15 protein-coding genes are annotated in these 16,482 nt (G+C 72.2%); 12 read left to right on the top strand and 3 right to left on the bottom strand.

All coding sequences use genetic code 11. From position 1 onward, the window contains the following. Positions 1–3 precede the first annotated feature (3 nt). Positions 4–1,149: a hypothetical protein gene (locus tag ACFYZL_RS35980; protein ID WP_384744742.1), complete on the bottom strand. Its 1,146-nt coding sequence runs from the start codon at positions 1,147–1,149 to the stop codon at positions 4–6. 225 nt (positions 1,150–1,374) lie between these two features. Between ACFYZL_RS35980 and ACFYZL_RS35975 the strand changes: the two genes are divergently transcribed. The 11 genes from ACFYZL_RS35975 (at position 1,375) to ACFYZL_RS35925 (ending at position 12,806) form a co-directional block, all read left to right on the top strand. After that, positions 1,375–1,974 carry an acyltransferase gene (locus ACFYZL_RS35975; RefSeq protein ID WP_384744744.1) on the top strand — a complete coding sequence of 200 codons (600 nt, stop codon included), beginning with the start codon at positions 1,375–1,377 and terminating at the stop codon, positions 1,972–1,974. 403 nt (positions 1,975–2,377) lie between these two features. Further along, a complete protein-coding gene (locus tag ACFYZL_RS35970; protein WP_384744746.1) occupies positions 2,378–3,544 on the top strand; it encodes a hypothetical protein in 1,167 nt (388 codons plus the stop codon). Next, on the top strand, positions 3,541–4,311 hold the full coding sequence (locus ACFYZL_RS35965; RefSeq protein WP_384744748.1) for a WecB/TagA/CpsF family glycosyltransferase: 771 nt from the start codon (positions 3,541–3,543) through the stop codon (positions 4,309–4,311). The genes ACFYZL_RS35970 and ACFYZL_RS35965 overlap by 4 nt, the downstream gene beginning before the upstream one ends. Further along, entirely contained in the window at positions 4,311–5,567 is a 1,257-nt protein-coding gene (locus ACFYZL_RS35960; RefSeq protein WP_384592596.1) for a nucleotide sugar dehydrogenase, read from the top strand. The genes ACFYZL_RS35965 and ACFYZL_RS35960 overlap by 1 nt, the downstream gene beginning before the upstream one ends. A gap of 30 nt (positions 5,568–5,597) precedes the next feature. After that, entirely contained in the window at positions 5,598–6,692 is a 1,095-nt protein-coding gene (gene wecB, locus ACFYZL_RS35955; RefSeq protein ID WP_388684911.1) for a non-hydrolyzing UDP-N-acetylglucosamine 2-epimerase, read from the top strand. A 27-nt stretch (positions 6,693–6,719) separates the two neighbouring features. Next, positions 6,720–7,640 (top strand): Wzz/FepE/Etk N-terminal domain-containing protein, encoded by a 921-nt coding sequence (locus ACFYZL_RS35950; RefSeq protein ID WP_388684908.1) that lies wholly within the window; start codon positions 6,720–6,722, stop codon positions 7,638–7,640. Beyond that, positions 7,612–9,195 carry an oligosaccharide flippase family protein gene (locus ACFYZL_RS35945; RefSeq protein WP_388684906.1) on the top strand — a complete coding sequence of 528 codons (1,584 nt, stop codon included), beginning with the start codon at positions 7,612–7,614 and terminating at the stop codon, positions 9,193–9,195. Before ACFYZL_RS35950 ends, ACFYZL_RS35945 begins: the two co-directional genes overlap by 29 nt. A gap of 5 nt (positions 9,196–9,200) precedes the next feature. Next, positions 9,201–10,307 carry a hypothetical protein gene (locus ACFYZL_RS35940; protein ID WP_388684903.1) on the top strand — a complete coding sequence of 369 codons (1,107 nt, stop codon included), beginning with the start codon at positions 9,201–9,203 and terminating at the stop codon, positions 10,305–10,307. After that, positions 10,304–11,113, top strand: coding sequence for a glycosyltransferase family 2 protein (locus tag ACFYZL_RS35935; protein ID WP_384744756.1), 810 nt, complete (start codon positions 10,304–10,306; stop codon positions 11,111–11,113). Before ACFYZL_RS35940 ends, ACFYZL_RS35935 begins: the two co-directional genes overlap by 4 nt. Before the next feature lie 104 nt (positions 11,114–11,217). Beyond that, complete coding sequence (locus tag ACFYZL_RS35930) at positions 11,218–11,832, top strand: class I SAM-dependent methyltransferase (RefSeq protein ID WP_384744757.1); 615 nt, start codon at positions 11,218–11,220, stop codon at positions 11,830–11,832. Further along, a complete protein-coding gene (locus tag ACFYZL_RS35925; protein WP_384744759.1) occupies positions 11,826–12,806 on the top strand; it encodes an SAM-dependent methyltransferase in 981 nt (326 codons plus the stop codon). The genes ACFYZL_RS35930 and ACFYZL_RS35925 overlap by 7 nt, the downstream gene beginning before the upstream one ends. A gap of 10 nt (positions 12,807–12,816) precedes the next feature. Here the strand turns inward: ACFYZL_RS35925 and ACFYZL_RS35920 are convergent, their stop codons facing one another. Together ACFYZL_RS35920 and ACFYZL_RS35915 are read right to left on the bottom strand one after the other, a co-directional pair. Beyond that, positions 12,817–13,788, bottom strand: a complete 972-nt coding sequence (locus ACFYZL_RS35920; protein WP_384744761.1) for a glycosyltransferase family 2 protein — start codon at positions 13,786–13,788, stop codon at positions 12,817–12,819. Further along, positions 13,734–15,755, bottom strand: coding sequence for an O-antigen ligase family protein (locus tag ACFYZL_RS35915; protein WP_384744763.1), 2,022 nt, complete (start codon positions 15,753–15,755; stop codon positions 13,734–13,736). The genes ACFYZL_RS35920 and ACFYZL_RS35915 overlap by 55 nt, the downstream gene beginning before the upstream one ends. 88 nt (positions 15,756–15,843) lie before the next feature. Here ACFYZL_RS35915 and ACFYZL_RS35910 point away from each other — a divergent pair, with 88 nt between their 5' ends. Further along, positions 15,844–16,470, top strand: a complete 627-nt coding sequence (locus tag ACFYZL_RS35910) for a hypothetical protein (protein ID WP_384744765.1) — start codon at positions 15,844–15,846, stop codon at positions 16,468–16,470. The last annotated feature ends 12 nt before the right edge of the window (positions 16,471–16,482 follow it).

Genomic DNA, 16,482 nt, shown 5'->3' with positions numbered 1-16,482 from the left:
GCCCTAGGATGCGGACGGGGCGGCCGACCGGTCGGCCCCGACGGCCGCGGCCTCCGCGCGGCCCACCGCGGTCCGCAGCGCCACGGTGGCCGCGCCGCCCGCCGCCAGTCCGAAGAGCAGGGCCGCCGGAAGGCCGTCGCCGAGGCCCGCGAAGAGCTGCGGCACCCCGTACGGAGCGCCCGAGTCGTCCATCGCGATCCGCAGGAGCCGGCTCACCAGCAGACCGAGGACGGTCGCGCCCACCGCGCCGAGCGCCATCGCCGGGAGGGTGGTCCGGGTGAGCAGCACGGGCAGCCGCCGCAGCGCCACCCACACCACGGCGAGCAGCAGCACGTCGGCCGTCCGCTGGACCAGCCAGCTGCCGACCCCCGCGCTCGACGGGAAGTCCCAGAAGCCGAGCAGCAGCCACTGGCGCAGGAACTCGCCCGGCTCGGAGAACATCCCGTCGAACGGGGAGAACATCTGGATCTCCGCCGCGACCGTCCGGTACGAGAGCACCACCAGCGACACGGCGACCACCGCGGTGCCCACGGTGGCGGCGAGCCGGGTGGCGCGCTCGGGGACGATGTTCTGCGGCACCGGACCGGCGCCCTTGGCCGTGACGCGCGCGACGAGCACGGTCACCGCCGCCGCCACCAGCGCGGCCACCACCGGCACCTGCCGCCCCGAGGCCATCACGCTCGACAGCTGGGGCAGGAGGCGGTAACTGCCGTGGCCCATCGAGGCGATCAGCCACGGCGCCGAGACCGTCATCGCCAGCATCCCGGCCACCATCCCCCAGGCCCACACCGCGAGCAGCGAAGCCGTCACCCGGCCCTGCACGGGCGGCAGTCGGCGGATCAGCAGCAGTGCGCCGGGCACGAAGGACGCGAAGACCGCGGCGAACCGGATCTGCGCCGCTGTCGCGTAGAGCGAGGCGTAGTCGCCGGTCCCGCCGGACCGTCCGGGGTCGCCGAGCGACGTGAGCGACGAGGGCGCGTACGACCAGGGGGCCAGCCAGCGGTCCAGCTCCGCGGTGACCTCGACGCCGAGCACGCCGCGGCTGCCCGCCAGGTGCAGCGCCTCGGCACTCGCCCCCGCCCACCACAGGAGCGCCGTGAGCAGCAACCCTCCCACCAGTGCCGGTATCGCCGCGCGTCGGTATGTCATGAACTGCCCCCGCATTGTTCGGTCGATCGGTGAATCCGCTGGTCAAGAAGGCTACGTCGGGGCCGGCGCGAGCCGCGCACCGGTCCGGCCGACCCCTCGCCGTCGAGCTCAAGTTCGTTTGCGGAACAGTGCGTTGATCGCCGGGTGCGGCGGGTCGGCGGCGCATATGCTCCGCACGTGGGCCCGTGGTTCAGGGGGGCCTCGCGAACGAAGGGGGAACGCGCCGTGAGCGTCCGCATACAACCCTCCTCCCAGGTCGACGAGACGGCCGAGCTCGGCGAGGGGACGACCATCTGGGATCTGGCGCAGATACGGGAGGAGGCCCGGCTCGGGCGTGGCTGCATCGTGGGGCGCGGGGCGTACGTAGGGCCCGGCGTACGCATCGGCGACCACGTGAAGTTGCAGAACTACGCGCTCGTCTACGAGCCGGCCGTACTCGGCGACGGCGTGTTCATCGGCCCCGCGGCCGTGCTCACCAACGACTTCTACCCGCGGGCGGTCGACCCCGACGGCAAGCTGAAGCGGGACGGCGACTGGGAGGCGGCCGGCGTCGTGGTGGCCGAGGGCGCCTCGCTCGGGGCCCGCTCCGTCTGTGTGGCCGGGGTGCGCATCGGGCGCTGGGCCCTCGTCGCGGCCGGAGCCGTGGTCTCCCGGGACGTGGCCGACTTCGCACTCGTGGCCGGTGTGCCGGCCCGGCGGATCGGCTGGGTGGGGAAGGCCGGAGTCCGCCTGGTGGAGGCCGGGGGGAAGCCCGGCGTCTGGGAGTGCCCGAGCACCGGCGCGCTGTACGAGGAGAAGGACGGCGTGCTGGCCGAGGCCGGCTGACGACATGTCGGCAATTTGAGGCAACGCCATTTCCTCAAAACCACAATCAACGAACATCCGTGGGCATACCGTGTCCCTGCACAACGGGATCTGAGCAGGCAACAGGCCATGCTCAGTGGGGGGTTGTACACGACGAGGCACCGGGGCAGTGTCATGTCCGGGCGCGGCGCCACCGCGCCGGACGGGACACTGCCGATCCGCGTGCCCCGGTCCGCGGCATCGCTGGGGGGTTCCAGACGCAGCCGTCGGACGGTTCGGGCCACGGCGCACGCCGCCGCGGGCCGGAACGTCGTCATGCGCGATCCCCCTCCGCCGAGCGAGCAGAGGGGATAGGTGTGTTGGAGCGCTACGGCTCGGACATGCGGGGTGCGAGGAGCACCCGGGGAATCGGGGTGGGGACCCGATGACCACCAAACGATTAGGAGCACTGGCTCACGAGGACCCGGCGCTGCACGCCCTCGCCGAGCGGCTGCTCGCGCTGGCCGAGTCGGGTCTGCCCGCGATGTACCTGGCCGGGGAAGAGACCTTCGTGTTCACCCGGGTGGGCAAGGTGTCGCCCGACGGCACGCGCGGGCTGGAGCAGCGGGGGACCAGCACCCGATACGCGGCGATCACCGCGCTCGGGGCCCGGTTCCTGCCCGAGGAGCGCCAGCGCGCGCTGTTCGGCGGGCGCACCGCCGAGGAGTTCACGGGACTCCTCGTGCAGCGGCTGCCCGGGGTCGTCAACCTCGGCGACGCCGCGCTCATCGCCTGGGCCGCCGCCGAAACCGGCCACGCCAAGCTGTCCGACGCCCTCGACCGGGTGGCCGCCCTGGACCTGCCGGGCCGGCCGCAGTACACGGTCGAGGCGGCCTGGGTGCTCTCCGCCCTCGCCGCCGCCCGCGCCGCGGTGGACGTGGAGGACCGGATCCCGGCCGCCCGCGACCGCCTGCTCGCGGCCCGGTCCGCGGACAGCCCGCTGTTCCCGCACGCCACCGCGCCGGGTCTGGTGCCCGGCTACCGGTCGCACGTGGCCTGCTTCGCCGACCAGACCTATCCGCTCCAGGCCCTGGCCCGGCTGCACGCGAGCGGCGAGGACCACGAGGCCCTCACGGCCGCCGACGCCTGCGCCGCCCGCATCTGCGCCCTCCAGGGCGACGGCGGACAGTGGTGGTGGCACTACGACGCCCGCCACGGCACCGTCGTCGAGGGCTACCCCGTCTACAGCGTCCACCAGCACGCGATGGCCCCGACCGCCCTGTTCGACCTCACGGAGGCGGGCGGGACGGACTTCGGTACGGAGATCCGCCGAGGGCTGCGCTGGATGACGGAGGTGCCCGAGATCGCGGGCGCCACCGGCACCCCGCGCGAGCCGATGATCCGCGACGAACTCGGCGTCACCTGGCGCAAGGTCTACCGGGGCGACCCGAAGAAGGCCGTCCGGGCCGCACGCGGGCTCACCACCCGGGTCGCGCCGCGCGCCCGGCTCGCACCCCTGGACGGGCTCTTCCGGCCGCTCGCGGTGGACCGCGAGTGCCGTCCGTACGAGTTCGGCTGGATGCTGTTCGCCTGGCTCGGGGGTCCCAGATGACCGGACGCCAGTTCCTCTTCGGGGTCGGAGTCGACCCCCTGACCATGGACGAGACCGTCCAGCGCTGCCTGGACGCCGTACGGCGCGGCGAGCAGATCGAGATCGGCATGGTCAACGCCGCGAAGCTCGTCAACATGCGGCGCGACCCGCTCCTCGCCGAGGCCGTGTCCGGCTGCGACCTCGTCCTGGCCGACGGCCAGGCCGTGGTCTGGGCCGGCCGCGTCCTGGGCGTCCGGCTGCCCGAACGGGTCGCGGGCATCGACCTGTTCATGCGGCTGCTCGCCGCGGCCGAGGTGGCGGACATCCCCGTCTACCTGCTCGGGGCCAAGCAGGACGTCCTGGAGCGGATGCTCCGGCAGATCTCCGAGCAGTTCCCGAAGCTGTACGTCGCGGGCAGCCGCAACGGCTACTTCGACGACTCCGACCAGGAGTCGATCGCCGACGCCGTCTCCGACAGCCGCGCCGGTCTGCTGTTCCTCGGCATGACCTCGCCCAAGAAGGAGATCTTCACCGCCGGTTACGGCAAGCGCACCGGCGTGCACGTCGTGCACGGAGTCGGCGGCTCCTTCGACATCCTCGCCGGGATCACCAAGCGGGCCCCCCTGGTCTGGCAGCGGATGGGGCTCGAATGGTTCTACCGCACCCTCCAGGAGCCCCGCCGGCTCGCCAAGCGCTACTTCACCACCAACGCCGCCTTCCTCGCCATGACGGCCCGGGAACTCGTCCGCCGCACACCGCCTGCCGGCCTTGCGAACAGGAGTAACTGATGCGCGTCGTCGTCGTGGGACAGGGATACGTCGGTCTCCCGCTCGCCATCCGGGCCGCCGAAGTCGGCCACCAGGTGATCGGTTACGACGTGGACTCCCGGCGGGTCAAGAGCCTCGCCGCCGGTGAGTCCTTCGTGGAGGACGTCACCTCCGAACGGATCGCCCGCGCACTGGAGCGCGGCAGCTACCGGCCCAGCGAACTCGCCCGGGACTGCGGTGGTTTCGACGTCGCCGTCGTCACCGTCCCCACCCCCCTCCGGGAAGGCACGCCCGACCTGCGCTACATCGAGGAGTCGGCCCGCACCCTGGCCCGCTTCCTGCGCCCGGGCGCCACCGTCGTCCTGGAGTCCACCACCTATCCCGGCACCACCGAGGAACTCTTCGCCCCGATCCTGGAGGACGGCTCCGGGCTCACCGCGGGCGCCGACTTCCACCTCGGCTACAGCCCCGAACGCATCGACCCCGGCAACACCGTCTGGGGCTTCCAGCAGACCCCCAAGGTGGTCTCGGGCGTCGACGCGGCCTCGCTCAAGGCCGTCGAGGCCTTCTACGGGGAACTCGTCGACACCACCGTGCCGGTGAGTTCGCCCAAGGAGGCCGAGCTGGCCAAGCTGCTGGAGAACACCTTCCGGCACGTCAACATCGCCCTCGTCAACGAGATAGCCATGTTCGCCCGGCACCTCGACATCGACGTGTGGCAGGCCATCGAGGCGGCCTCCAGCAAGCCCTTCGGCTTCATGAAGTTCACCCCCGGCCCCGGCGTCGGCGGCCACTGCCTGCCCATCGACCCCTCGTACCTGTCCTGGCGCGTGCAGCGGGAACTGGGCCAGAACTTCCGCTTCGTCGAGCTCGCCAACGACATCAACAGCCACATGCCCGAGTACGTGGCACGCCGCGTCATCGACGCCCTCAACACCAAACGCCGGTCCGTCAACGGCTCCCGGGTCCTGCTCCTCGGGCTCGCCTACAAGAAGAACACCGGCGACGCCCGCGAATCGCCCGCGGTGCGGATCTCACAACTCCTGATCGACATGGGCGCCAAGGTGCGGGCCGCCGACCCCCACGTGGTCGAGAGCATCGCCGTGGACGCGCGGCTGGTCCGCGTCGAACCCACCCGCAAGGAGATCGCCGCGGCCGACGTCGTCGTCCTGATCACCGACCACGACTCCTTCGACTACAAGCTGATCGGCGAGCACGCCTCGTTCGTACTGGACTGCCGCAACCGGCTGTCGGGACCCAACGTGGAGGTGCTCTGAGCCGTGGGCAGCCCGAAGAGGATCATCTGCGTGGCCGGAGCGCGACCCAACTACATGAAGATCAAACCGGTGATGGACGCACTGGAGCGCCGCGGCGCCGAGGTGATCCTGGTCCACACCGGCCAGCACTACGACGAGTCCATGAACGACGTCTTCTTCCGCGACCTCGGCATCCGCAAGCCCGACCGGTACCTCGGCGCGGGATCCGGCACCCACGCCGAGCAGACCGGCCGGGTGATGGCCGCGTTCGAGCCGCTCGTGGACGAACTGGCACCGGACGCCGTCGTGGTGGTCGGCGACATCAACTCCACGCTGGCCTGCGCCCTGGTGACCGCCAAGGCCGGCCCGCTGCTGGCCCATGTCGAGGCGGGCCTGCGCAGCCGCGACTGGGGCATGCCCGAGGAGGTCAACCGGGTCGCCACCGACCGGCTCAGCGACTACCTGCTGGCCCCCTCGCCCGACGCCGCCGCGAACCTGCGGGCCGAGGGCTACCGGGAGGACCAGATCCACGTCGTCGGCAACGTCATGATCGACACCCTCCTCGCCAACCTGGGGCGGGCCAGGCAGTCGGACGTACTCGACCGCCACGGCCTGACCCGGGGCGGATACGGCCTGGTCACCCTGCACCGGCCGGCCAACGTGGACGACCCCGGGGCCCTGCGCGGCCTGCTCAAGGCCCTGGGCGAGATCGCGGACCGCTGCCCGCTGCTGCTGCCCGTGCACCCGAGGGCGGCCGAGCGGCTGGCCGAACTGGGCGTACCCGGCGGCATCCGGCTCGTACCGGCCGCCGGATACCTCGACTTCATCGCCCTGCAGGACTCCGCCCGCCTGGTGCTCACCGACTCCGGGGGCGTCCAGGAGGAGACCACCGCGCTGGGCGTGCCCTGCGTGACCCTGCGGGAGAACACCGAGCGGCCCATCACGGTGGAACAGGGGACCAACGTACTCGCGGGCACGGACCCGGACCGCGTCGTGGCCACCGTGAACCGGGTGCTCGACGATCCGCCCGCGCCCCGCTGCCCCGAACTCTGGGACGGCCGGGCGAGCGAGCGCATCGCCGAGGTCCTGCTGGAGGGCGGGAGCCGGCACACCCGGCCCCGGCCCACCGACCTCGTACCGCAGTAGACAAGCAGTTCAGAGAAGGGGAAGACCTTGGATCTCGCCGAAATCTGGCGGGTCATGCGCAGGCGCTGGTACGTACTCATACCCGGGCTGGTGATCACGGCGGTGCTGGCCGCCGCCGTGCACTTCCTCGTCCCGGTGGAGTACCAGTCGCAGAGCACGGTGACCCTGCTGAACTCCAAGAAGGCCACGGAGGCCTTCGACGGCAACCCCTTCCTGAGCACCCAGACCTCGCTCACCGGAATGGCCGACGGCCTGGCCCGCAACCTGAACTCCGACGGGGCCGTGGCCGACCTGAAGGCCCTGGGCCTCACCGGCAAGCACGAGGCGAAGATCGCCGACAACGCCCTCGGCCCGTTCATGTGGCTGACCGTCACCGGAACCGACCGGGCGGCCGTCCTCGAATCGGACGAGATCCTCACCAAGTACGCGCAGAAGAGGCTGGACGAGTTCCAGACCCAGCAGACGGTGCGGCCCGAGGCCATGATCAGGATGGCCACGATCGTGCCGCCCCAGGAGCCGCAGGCCCAGACCAAGTCCCGGATCCAGTTCCTCGTCATGGCGGGCGCACTGGGCTTCGTGCTCAGCCTGGTCGCCACCTTCTTCGTCGAGGCCCGCAAGCGCCGGGGCCCCGGCAAGCACCGGCCCGACCCCGCCGAGGACCAGGGGGAGGGGCCGGAGGCACGGGCGCCCGAGCCGGAGGAGCGACCGGCCGCCCCGGCCCCCGCCCGCGCCCCGGCCCCTGTCCCCGCCCCCGTCTCCCGGACGGAGGAACCGGCCGTGGAACGGACGCTCGGCATCCGACGGCCGCCTTCCTGGGCGCGGTCCGACGCGGACGGGCCGGCGGCCGCGCAGCCCGAGGCACCACAGTCCGTCATGGCCGCGCCGACCACCGCCGAGCCGCTCGACGAGGAGTCGACCCATGGACACCGTCCGCACCCCGGACAGTGAGACCGGTGCGCCGGGCGCGGCCCCCGCTCCGCCCCCTCCCGCATCCACCGTTCCTCCCGCCCTCGGCCGCAAGGTCCGTTCGGCGGCCCGATGGAGCCTGATCAACACCCTGGTCCTGCGCCTGGGCAACTTCGCGACCGGCATCGTTCTGGCACGCTTCGCACTGGGCCCGGCGGAGTGGGGCGTGTACGGCGTCGCGCAGACCGTGCTGCTGGTCCTGCTGTCCGCGAACGAGCTGGGAGTGAGCCTGGCCATCGTGCGCTGGGAGGGGGACCCGCGCCGGTTCGCGCCGACCGTGCTGACCCTCAGCACCCTCTCCAGCGGCGTGCTGTACCTGGCGCTGTTCGCGGCGGCGCCGATGGTGGCGGGCCTGCTCGACTCGCCGGACGCCACCGGTGTCCTGCGGGTGCTGTGCCTGTGCGTGCTGATCGGCGGGGTGGCGGCGGTGCCCGGCGCGTTCCTCACCCGGGAGTTCGCCCAAGGCAAGCGGATGGTCATCGACGGACTCAACTTCGTGGTCAGCACCTCGGTCACGCTGCTGCTGGCCTTCGCGGGCTGGGGCGCGATGAGCTTCGCCTGGGGAGCCGTGGCGGGGAACACCGTCACGCTCATCGGGTGCCGGCTGGCCGCACCGGGCACCCTGAAGTACGGCTGGGACCGCGGGCAGGCCCGGGAGCTCCTGAGGTTCGGGCTGCCGCTGGCGGGGGCGAGCCTGCTGGCCCTCGCGGTGGTCAACGTCGACACCATGCTGGTCGGCGCGACGGTGGGCGACGTGGCCCTCGGCTTCTACGTCCTCGCCTTCAACATCTCCGGCTGGCCCGTGCGGATCATCTCCGAGGCGGCCCGCAGGGTCGCCTTCGCCGGCTTCTCCCGCCTGGCCGAGTCGCCGCAGGAGCTCGCACGGGGCTTCAGCCGCGCCCTGGGCGTGGTGGTCACCGGCACCGTCCCGCTGTGCGTCCTGCTGGCGGGCTTCGCGGCGCCGGCCATCGAGCTGATCTACGGGAGCCAGTGGACGGCCGCAGCACCGGCCCTGCCCTGGTTGATGGCCCTCGGCCTGATCCGCATCGGCAGCGAACTCGCCTATGACTGCCTGATCGCGGTCGGGCAGCGCCGGTCGCTCTTCCTGGTGCAGGGCCTGTGGCTGGCGGCCCTGATCCCGGTGCTCCTCGTCGGCGCCCGCCTGAACGGCATCGTCGGAGCCTCCCAGGCCCATGTCCTGGTGGCGGGCGGCCTGGTGGTGCCCGTGTTCCTCTACGCCCTCAACCGGGGCGGCATCGGGGTCGGCTGGGTGGCGAGGGCGTGCGCGTGGCCCTTCCTCGGCGGCGCCGTGATGGCCGCGACCGTCCTGGGCCTCGAGCGCCTGCTCGGCGACGGCCCGCTCGCGCTCGCGGCGACCGGCACGATCGCCCTGGCCGGCTACACCGTGTGCGTACTGCCCAGCCGCGGCTTCCTGCGCGGCACCGACGGCGGCGACGGGCCCGGCGGCGACCGGCCCCGCCCCGGCCGGCGCCGGTCGCCCGTACCGGCCCGGCCCACCCCACAGGACACGAGGTGAACCCGATGCCACGGCGCACCAGCCGAAACCCGCTCGCGGGACTGCTCTTACTCGCCCTGCTCGCGGTCCTGGGCGTGGCCTGCTCCGGACCGGACCGGTCCGAGCTGCCGGACTGCCCGGATTCCGCGCGGACCTGCCCCGCGAGCGGGTCCCCGGCGTCACCGGACTCCGCCGCGCCGAGCCCGGACGGCAAGACCACGGGCAGCCCCGCCACCTCCGCGTCACCGACGGCGAAGCCCACCGCGACGGCGGCCGCCGGCACTCCCTCCGGCTCACCCGCCGCCAAGGCAGCCTGTGCCTCCTTCAGCGCCTGCGGCTTCCCCGACGCCTCCACCACCGGCCCGCGGATCCCGCTCACGCCCCACAAGACCGGCTACATGGCCGTCCGCGAGAACGGGCTCGTCATCCGGGGCTGGGACATCACCGGCTCGCTCGACATCTACGCCAACGACGTCACGATCATCGACTCCAAGATCACCTCGGACAGCTGGTGGGGCGTCAACCTGCGCCCCGGCTTCAGCGGCCTGCGGGTCCTGCACTCCACCATCACGGCCGTGCCCGGCAAGGGCCCGGACAACGGAGGCGTGGACTACGCGGTGTCGAACATGGGGGGCAGCTCCATCGAGGTCGGCTGGTGCGACGTCTCGGTGTTCGGCGACGCCCTGTCCATGGGGCAGGGCAACCTGCACGACAACTACGTCCACGACATCGTGCCCTTCGTCAACCTCGGCGGCGAGTGGCAGCACACCAACGCGGTGATCAGCGGCGGCGGCAACACCGGGGAGCTGATCATCCGCCACAACACCCTGCTCAACCCGACCGGCCTCAAGGAGGGCGCCTCGGGCAGCATCGGCCTCTTCGCGGACACGGGTGTGGTCCGCAACGTCACGGTGGACGACAACTGGATCGCGGGCGGCGCCTACGCCCTCTACGGCGGCAGCACCGGCGCCACCGGCATCAAGGTCACCGACAACGTCTTCTCGACGGAGTACCACCCCGCCGCGGGCGGATACGGCGTGGTCGCCCACTGGAACCACAGCGGCCCCGGCAACGTGTGGCGGGGCAACCGGATGTCCGACGGCCGCCCGATCGAACCCGAGCCGGCCCCGTGAGCGGCCTCGTGCGCGGCCTCGCGCGGGCGCCCTGGACCCTCCTCAAGGCGCTGTTCGGCTGGCTGGTGCTCTTCGAGACCAGGAACAAGGTCCTGCTGGCCCCCACCGCGCTGCGGCTGCGCCGCGTCGAGGACGCCGAGACCCGGCGGCTGGCCCGCGTCCTCGCCTCCCCGCCCTCGGCGCTGGTCGCCACGGTGATCGCCACCCACCGTCGCCCCGAGCAGCTGCGCGCCGCGGTGCGTTCGGCCCTGGAGCAGACCGTCCGGGACCAGGTCGTGATCGTGGTCGACGACGGCGCCGGACTCGGGGAACTCCCCGAGGACCCACGGCTCTTCGCCGTCTCCCTCGCCCACAACACGGGCGTCGCGGGGGTCGTGCGCAACGTGGGCATCCGCCTCACCCGCTCGCGGTACGTGGCGTTCCTGGACGACGACAACCTGTGGGAACCCGACCACCTGGAACGGACCCTGGCCGCCCTGGAACCCGCCGGAGGCCCCGACGCCGTCTACACGGCGCTGCGCCGCGTCCTGCCCGACGGAACCGAACAGGACGTCCTGTCGGTGCCCTGGGACCGGCGCCGCGCCGCCCGCGAGGCCTTCCTGGACACCAACGCCTTCGTCGCCCGCCGCAACCGCTCCCTCCACTTCAGCCGTCTGCGCCGGACCCCGCAGGTGCTGCCCCGCGAGGACTGGGAGCTGATCCGCCGGTACGCCCGCCGGCACCGGGTGCGCCACCTGCCGCACCCCACCGTCCGCTACCTCATGAACCCGGCGAGCTTCTACACGCAATGGCAGCAGTCCAGTTGAAGCCCGCCTCTCTTCCGCTCCGACCACAGGTGGTTGATCCGATGCCCCGATCCCGGGCCCTCAGAAACAAATTCGTCGACGCGCCCGGCTCCTTGGGCGAACGCATGCGCATCGCACGCTGGGAGCGGTTCCACCGCTGCTTCCCCGGCATCGAGAACATGAGCGTCGTGGACCTGGGCGGCACCGCCGAGATGTGGCTGCGCGCACAGGTGCGCCCCAAGCACGTCCACCTGATCAACCTGGAGGAACACCCCGCCGAACTGCCCGACTGGATCAGCGCGGAGATCGCCGACGTCACCGACCCGGAGGTCGCCGCCGAACTGAGCGCCCGCGGCGGATACGACCTGGTGTTCTCCAACTCGACCATCGAGCACGTGGGCGGCCACAGCCAACGCCGGCTGTTCGTGGCCGCCGTCGAGCAACTGGCGCCGCTGCACTGGATCCAGACGCCGTACCGCTACTTCCCGGTCGAGCCGCACTTCGTGGCGCCCGGCTTCCAGTTCCTGCCCCTGGCCGCCAGGGCGCGCCTGGTGCGGCGCTGGCCGCTGGTCCACAGCCGCCCCGACAGCCCGGAGTCGGCGATGAACGCGGTGATCAACATCGAGCTGCTGACCCGCACCGAAATGAGCTACCTGTTCCCCCGATCGGTGCTCCTCAGCGAGCGGATCGTCGGTGCCACGAAGTCGCTCATCGCCGTACGGAGGGAGCCCGCATGCTGAACAACCTGATCAACCGGCACGACGCGGACCGGCTGCTGCGCAAGGTGCGCAAGCTGGACCTCGACCCGGTGCTCGCCAAGCTGCGGGTGCGCGGCGGCGCGCGCGTGGTCCAGCACTGGTCCCAGGTCGATCCCTCGCTGACCGAGTGGTGGGCGATCCCGGCCGTCATCAAGCGCTGGAACCTGCTGATGACCGGGGACGCGGAGACCTCCTATCCCCAGTACGTGGCCGCCAGGCACTTCGCGCCGCGCACCGACCTGCGCGGCCTCTCCCTCGGCTGCGGCACCGGCGGCAACGAACTGCTCTGGGCGAAGACCGGCGCGTTCGGTCTCCTGGAGGGCGTGGACGTGGCGCAGCAGCGGATCGACTTCGCCACCCGCACCGCCGCCGAGGAGGGGCTCGCCGACGTCCTGCGCTTCCGCGTCACCGACGTCAACCGGATGACCAGCGACGGGGAACGCTTCGACGTACTGCTGGGCCTGCAGTCGCTGCACCACTTCGACAACCTCGGCGAGACCCTGCCCAGGCTGTCCCGCCTGATAGAGCCCGGCGGCACGTTCGTGATCGACGAGTTCGTCGGCCCGACCCGCTTCCAGTGGACCGACGCCCAGCTGGACGCGGCGAACGCGCTGCTGGCCAAGCTCCCCGAGGAGCGGCGGCGGCTGGCCGACGGTCGGATCAAGCACCGCGTCGTACGGCCCAGCAAGCTGTCGATGGTGCTGGACGACCCCTCCGAGGCCGTCGACGCGGCCGCGCTGCTGCCCGGCCTGCGCCGCCACTTCGAGGTCGTCGAGGAACGGCCGTACGGGGGCACGGTGCTGCACATCGCGTTCTCGGGGATCGCGCACAACTTCCGGGACCAGGAGCCGCGGACGCTGGAGCTCCTGGAGGAGTGCTTCGCCGCGGAGGACGCGGCGCTCCCGGAAGTCGGGCACGATTTCATCGCCATGGTCTGCCGCCCCCGCAGCGGCTGACCACCGGCGGTCAGGGCCCCGGCGTCGCGCGCAGGGCGCCCGGCCGGACGAGTGCGGCCGCGGCCGCGCGCGCCGCCGGGCGCCCGAGCGCTGCCCGCGAGGTCTCCCGCAGCAGGACGGCGGCCCGGAACGCCGCCGTCGCCACCGGGCCGTGCCGGCGCTCGTAGAGCCGGACCCGGTTCAGCGTCAGCAGGGTCCACAGGCGCGGCGAGACCTGCGAGTCCCCGCCGAGGTGGGTCGCCGAGGCCGCCGGCTCCAGACGGGTCACGAAGCCCCGGTCCCGGGCCCGCAGGCAGTACTCCGTCTCCTCCGAGTAGAGGAAGAACGATTCGTCCCACGGGCCGCAGGCGGCGAGGCAGTCCGCGGACAGCGCCATCAGCGCCCCGGTCGCCCAGTCCGCCCGCGTCGGCCGCTCGTACGCGGCGGAGTCGGTGACCAGCTCGCTCAGGTGGGGGAAGCGTCCCGCCCGGCGGTTGCCGATCACCGCCTCCCCGAGGGCGCGGGTCACGCTCGACTCCCGGCGCAGCGAGTGCACGAGGGTGCGGCCGTCCTCCTCGTACAGCAGCGGCACGCTGATCCCGACCCGGTCGCCGTCGCCCACGGGCGCGCCGAGCCCGTCCACGAGCAGCTTGGCGCAGCCCGGCCGCATCCGGATGTCCGGATTGCAGACGAGCGCCGCCCGCGGCCCGTCCTCCCAGTCGGCGGCGGCACCCAGCGCCGCGTTCACCCCGGCCGCGTACCCGGCGTTGCGGCCGGTCTGCACGATCGTCGCGTCCGGGGCCAGCGAGCGGATCACCTCCACGGTGTCGTCGGCCGAGTCGTTGTCGGCGACGACGAGCCGCCAGTCGAGCCCCGTCATGGCCTCCGGCAGGCAGGAGAGGAACTCCGGGAGCACCGCGGCGCTGTTCCAGGTGACGACGAGGACGGCTACGGGACCGGAACCGCCGGCCGGGCGGCGGGGGGCTGGGTTGTCGAACCGCATGAGGACTCCAGGGTCGGTGGCTGCGGCGCCGCGCGCCGGATGAAGCCGAGGTAACTGCCGCCCGCGGCGATCGTCAGGAAGAACATCCCCGCGAACATCGGGAAGCTGAGTGCGTCGAAGGTGGCGGCGCTGACCAGGGCGACGAGGGCGGAGGCGAAGAACGCCTGCCCGAGCTCCCGGTCGGACTCGTCGCGGGCCAGCCGGCGGATGGCGCCGCCCTGGTGGATCCCGGTCAGGAAGAGGACGAGGAGGGCGGCCAGCCCGAGGAAGCCCATCTCCGCCAGTGTCAGCATGTACTGGTTGTCGGTGAAGAAGTAGAGCTCGGGGATGAAGGTCCCCAGCCCCTGCCCGAACCACGGCCGCCCCTCCAGATAGGGGACGATCGCGCTGTACTTGACCGTACGGGCCTGGGTGCTGCTGTCGGAGTTGGCGAAGAAGGACCCGAACAGGGTGGTGATGGTGCCGATCAGCCCGGGGACGATCACCTTGAAGCAGGCCACCGAACCCAGCAGCAGCCCGAGCGCGGTCCACCGCCGCTGCGGCTTCCACCGCGGCACCATCACCAGCACCACGATGAAAGCGCCGATGATCGAGGTCCGCGACACCGTCAGCGGCAGCGAGCCGCCCACCAGCACCACCGGCAGCCAGCGCCGCCACCACTTCAGGTGCGCCCGCACCGGATCGAAGGCCTGCTGGATGGCGAACGGCAGCAGCAGGGCGAGCATCCCGCCGAACTCCAGGGGGTGCGCCGTGGTGGAGCGCGGCCGGGTGAAGGCGCCGCGGTCCATGGCGGCGAGCTGGGGGACGCTGTTCGAGAGGCCGGGGATGCTGATCTGGTCGGCGATGTTCGTGGCGGCGAAGAAGTCGTAGAAGCCGATGGCGGCCACCACCGACGCCATCACCACGGCCCGGCGCAGCAGCGTGTCGAGCCGCGCCCGGTCCTGGATCGCGGCGGAGACGAGCACCACCAGGGACACCCACACCAGCAACCCGATCAGCCCGCGGTCCGCTCCCAGGAGCTCCTTGCGGGAGGCGCCCCGGGTCGCGTTCGACAGGTAGGCGGCGAGCACCGCGACCGCCAGCAGCAGCATCACCATCCGGGGCAGCCGGGTGCCCGGAGCCGGCCGGATCCGGCCGGTGATCCACGCGGCCAGGTACCAGAACAGGCCCAGCAGCGCGAACACGTTGGCCGGCGTACCGACACCGCCCATCCCCGGCAGCGTCATGTTCGACGGGATGAAGAAGGCCAGCACCAGATAGCCGGTGAGCAGCGTGACCGCGTCCAGCTGACGGCCCCGGGCCCGCCTGCGGGCGCGCCATCCGCGCACCCCGCCGCCGACCCCGGACGCACGCCTGCGGCGCACCGTCACCACCAGGGTCTCGGTCACGAAGGACAGCGCGAACCCGGCCGTGGTGCAGATGATGAGGACGCTCAACACCTGCTGGTAGCGGGTCTTGAGCTGGGGCCGCGGGATCTGCGGCAGCACCACCGGGGTGGTCTGGACGAAGTACGCGGGCGCGACCTTCGCCGCCGCCTGGAGCGCGCCGAGCTGTTCCCCGGCGAACTCGGTGAGGATCTTCGTCTCCCGCAGGACCTTCTCCCGGTCGGTCCCGGTGACGGTCAGCGTGAGCATCGGACCCGAGGCGTTCGCGGCGAAGGAGACCGTGTACGGGTCCGTCACCCCGAGGCCGTGGAGGTCCCGGGCGGCGTCCGCCCCCGACAGGGTCCTGATCAGCACGTCCGCGGTCACGACCAGCGTCCCGCCCGCGTTGGCGATGGGATTGCCGAACGCGGGGGCCAGCTCGGCCACCGCCTTGGAATCGATCAGCGCCACCGAACTCTGCGACTGGTACGACACCGGCACCGAACGGTACAGATGGCCGGCCGCGAGCAGCCCGATCAGTGCCATCGGCACCATCACGTACCAGCGGCGCCGGAGCACCGCGAGTATTTCACCGATGGTCACGAACACCCCTGAGAGCTACCGGATTTGATGGCGCGCCGACACGTGTCCTGACAGGATCGATCACGACGTGGGGAACGGAAGGAATCGTGTGTCGCCTGGTGAGTTGGTCCGAGCGCTGCTCCGGCGCTGGTACGTCCTGGTCGTGGCGATGGCGCTGGCGGCCGCAGGAGCCCTCCAGGTGCTGCGCCCCAGCCCGACCTACCTGAGCTCGGCGATCGTCGTGCTCAAACCCCCGGTGACCGGGACCCAGCCGAACCAGCTCGCCAACCTGCAACCGCCGCTCGCCGCCGTGTCCTACGCGGCCGTGCGCCAGTTGGAGTCGCGTGCCGGAACCGACGAGCTGCGCGCCGCGGGGGTCGAGGGAACCTACCGGCTGATCCCGCGCAACAGCGGCACCAGCGTGACTCCGCGCTACCTGATCCCTTCCCTGCAGATCCAGGCGGAGAAGCCCGCGCCGGCCGCTGCCGACGCGACCGTGCAGAAGATCATCGAGGTCTACTCGAAGCACCTGACGGACCTCCAGGTCCAGCAGGGGATACCCGAGGCGGCGCGGATGAGCATCACGCTCCTGGTCCCGCCGAACTCCGTGGCGCAGAGCGGCACCAAGAGCCGCGGACTGGCCGGACTGGTCCTGCTGGCCCTGGTGGCCGGAGTGCCGGTGGCCCTGTGGACCGACCAGCTGCTCGCCCGCCGTTCCCGACGGGCGAGCAGCTGAATGGAACGGACG

Source organism: Streptomyces sp. NPDC001717, assembly GCF_042892775.1.
Classification (GTDB): domain Bacteria; phylum Actinomycetota; class Actinomycetes; order Streptomycetales; family Streptomycetaceae; genus Streptomyces.
Note: the sequence above shows the minus strand (reverse complement) of the source record. Positions and strands in the feature narration are given on the sequence as shown.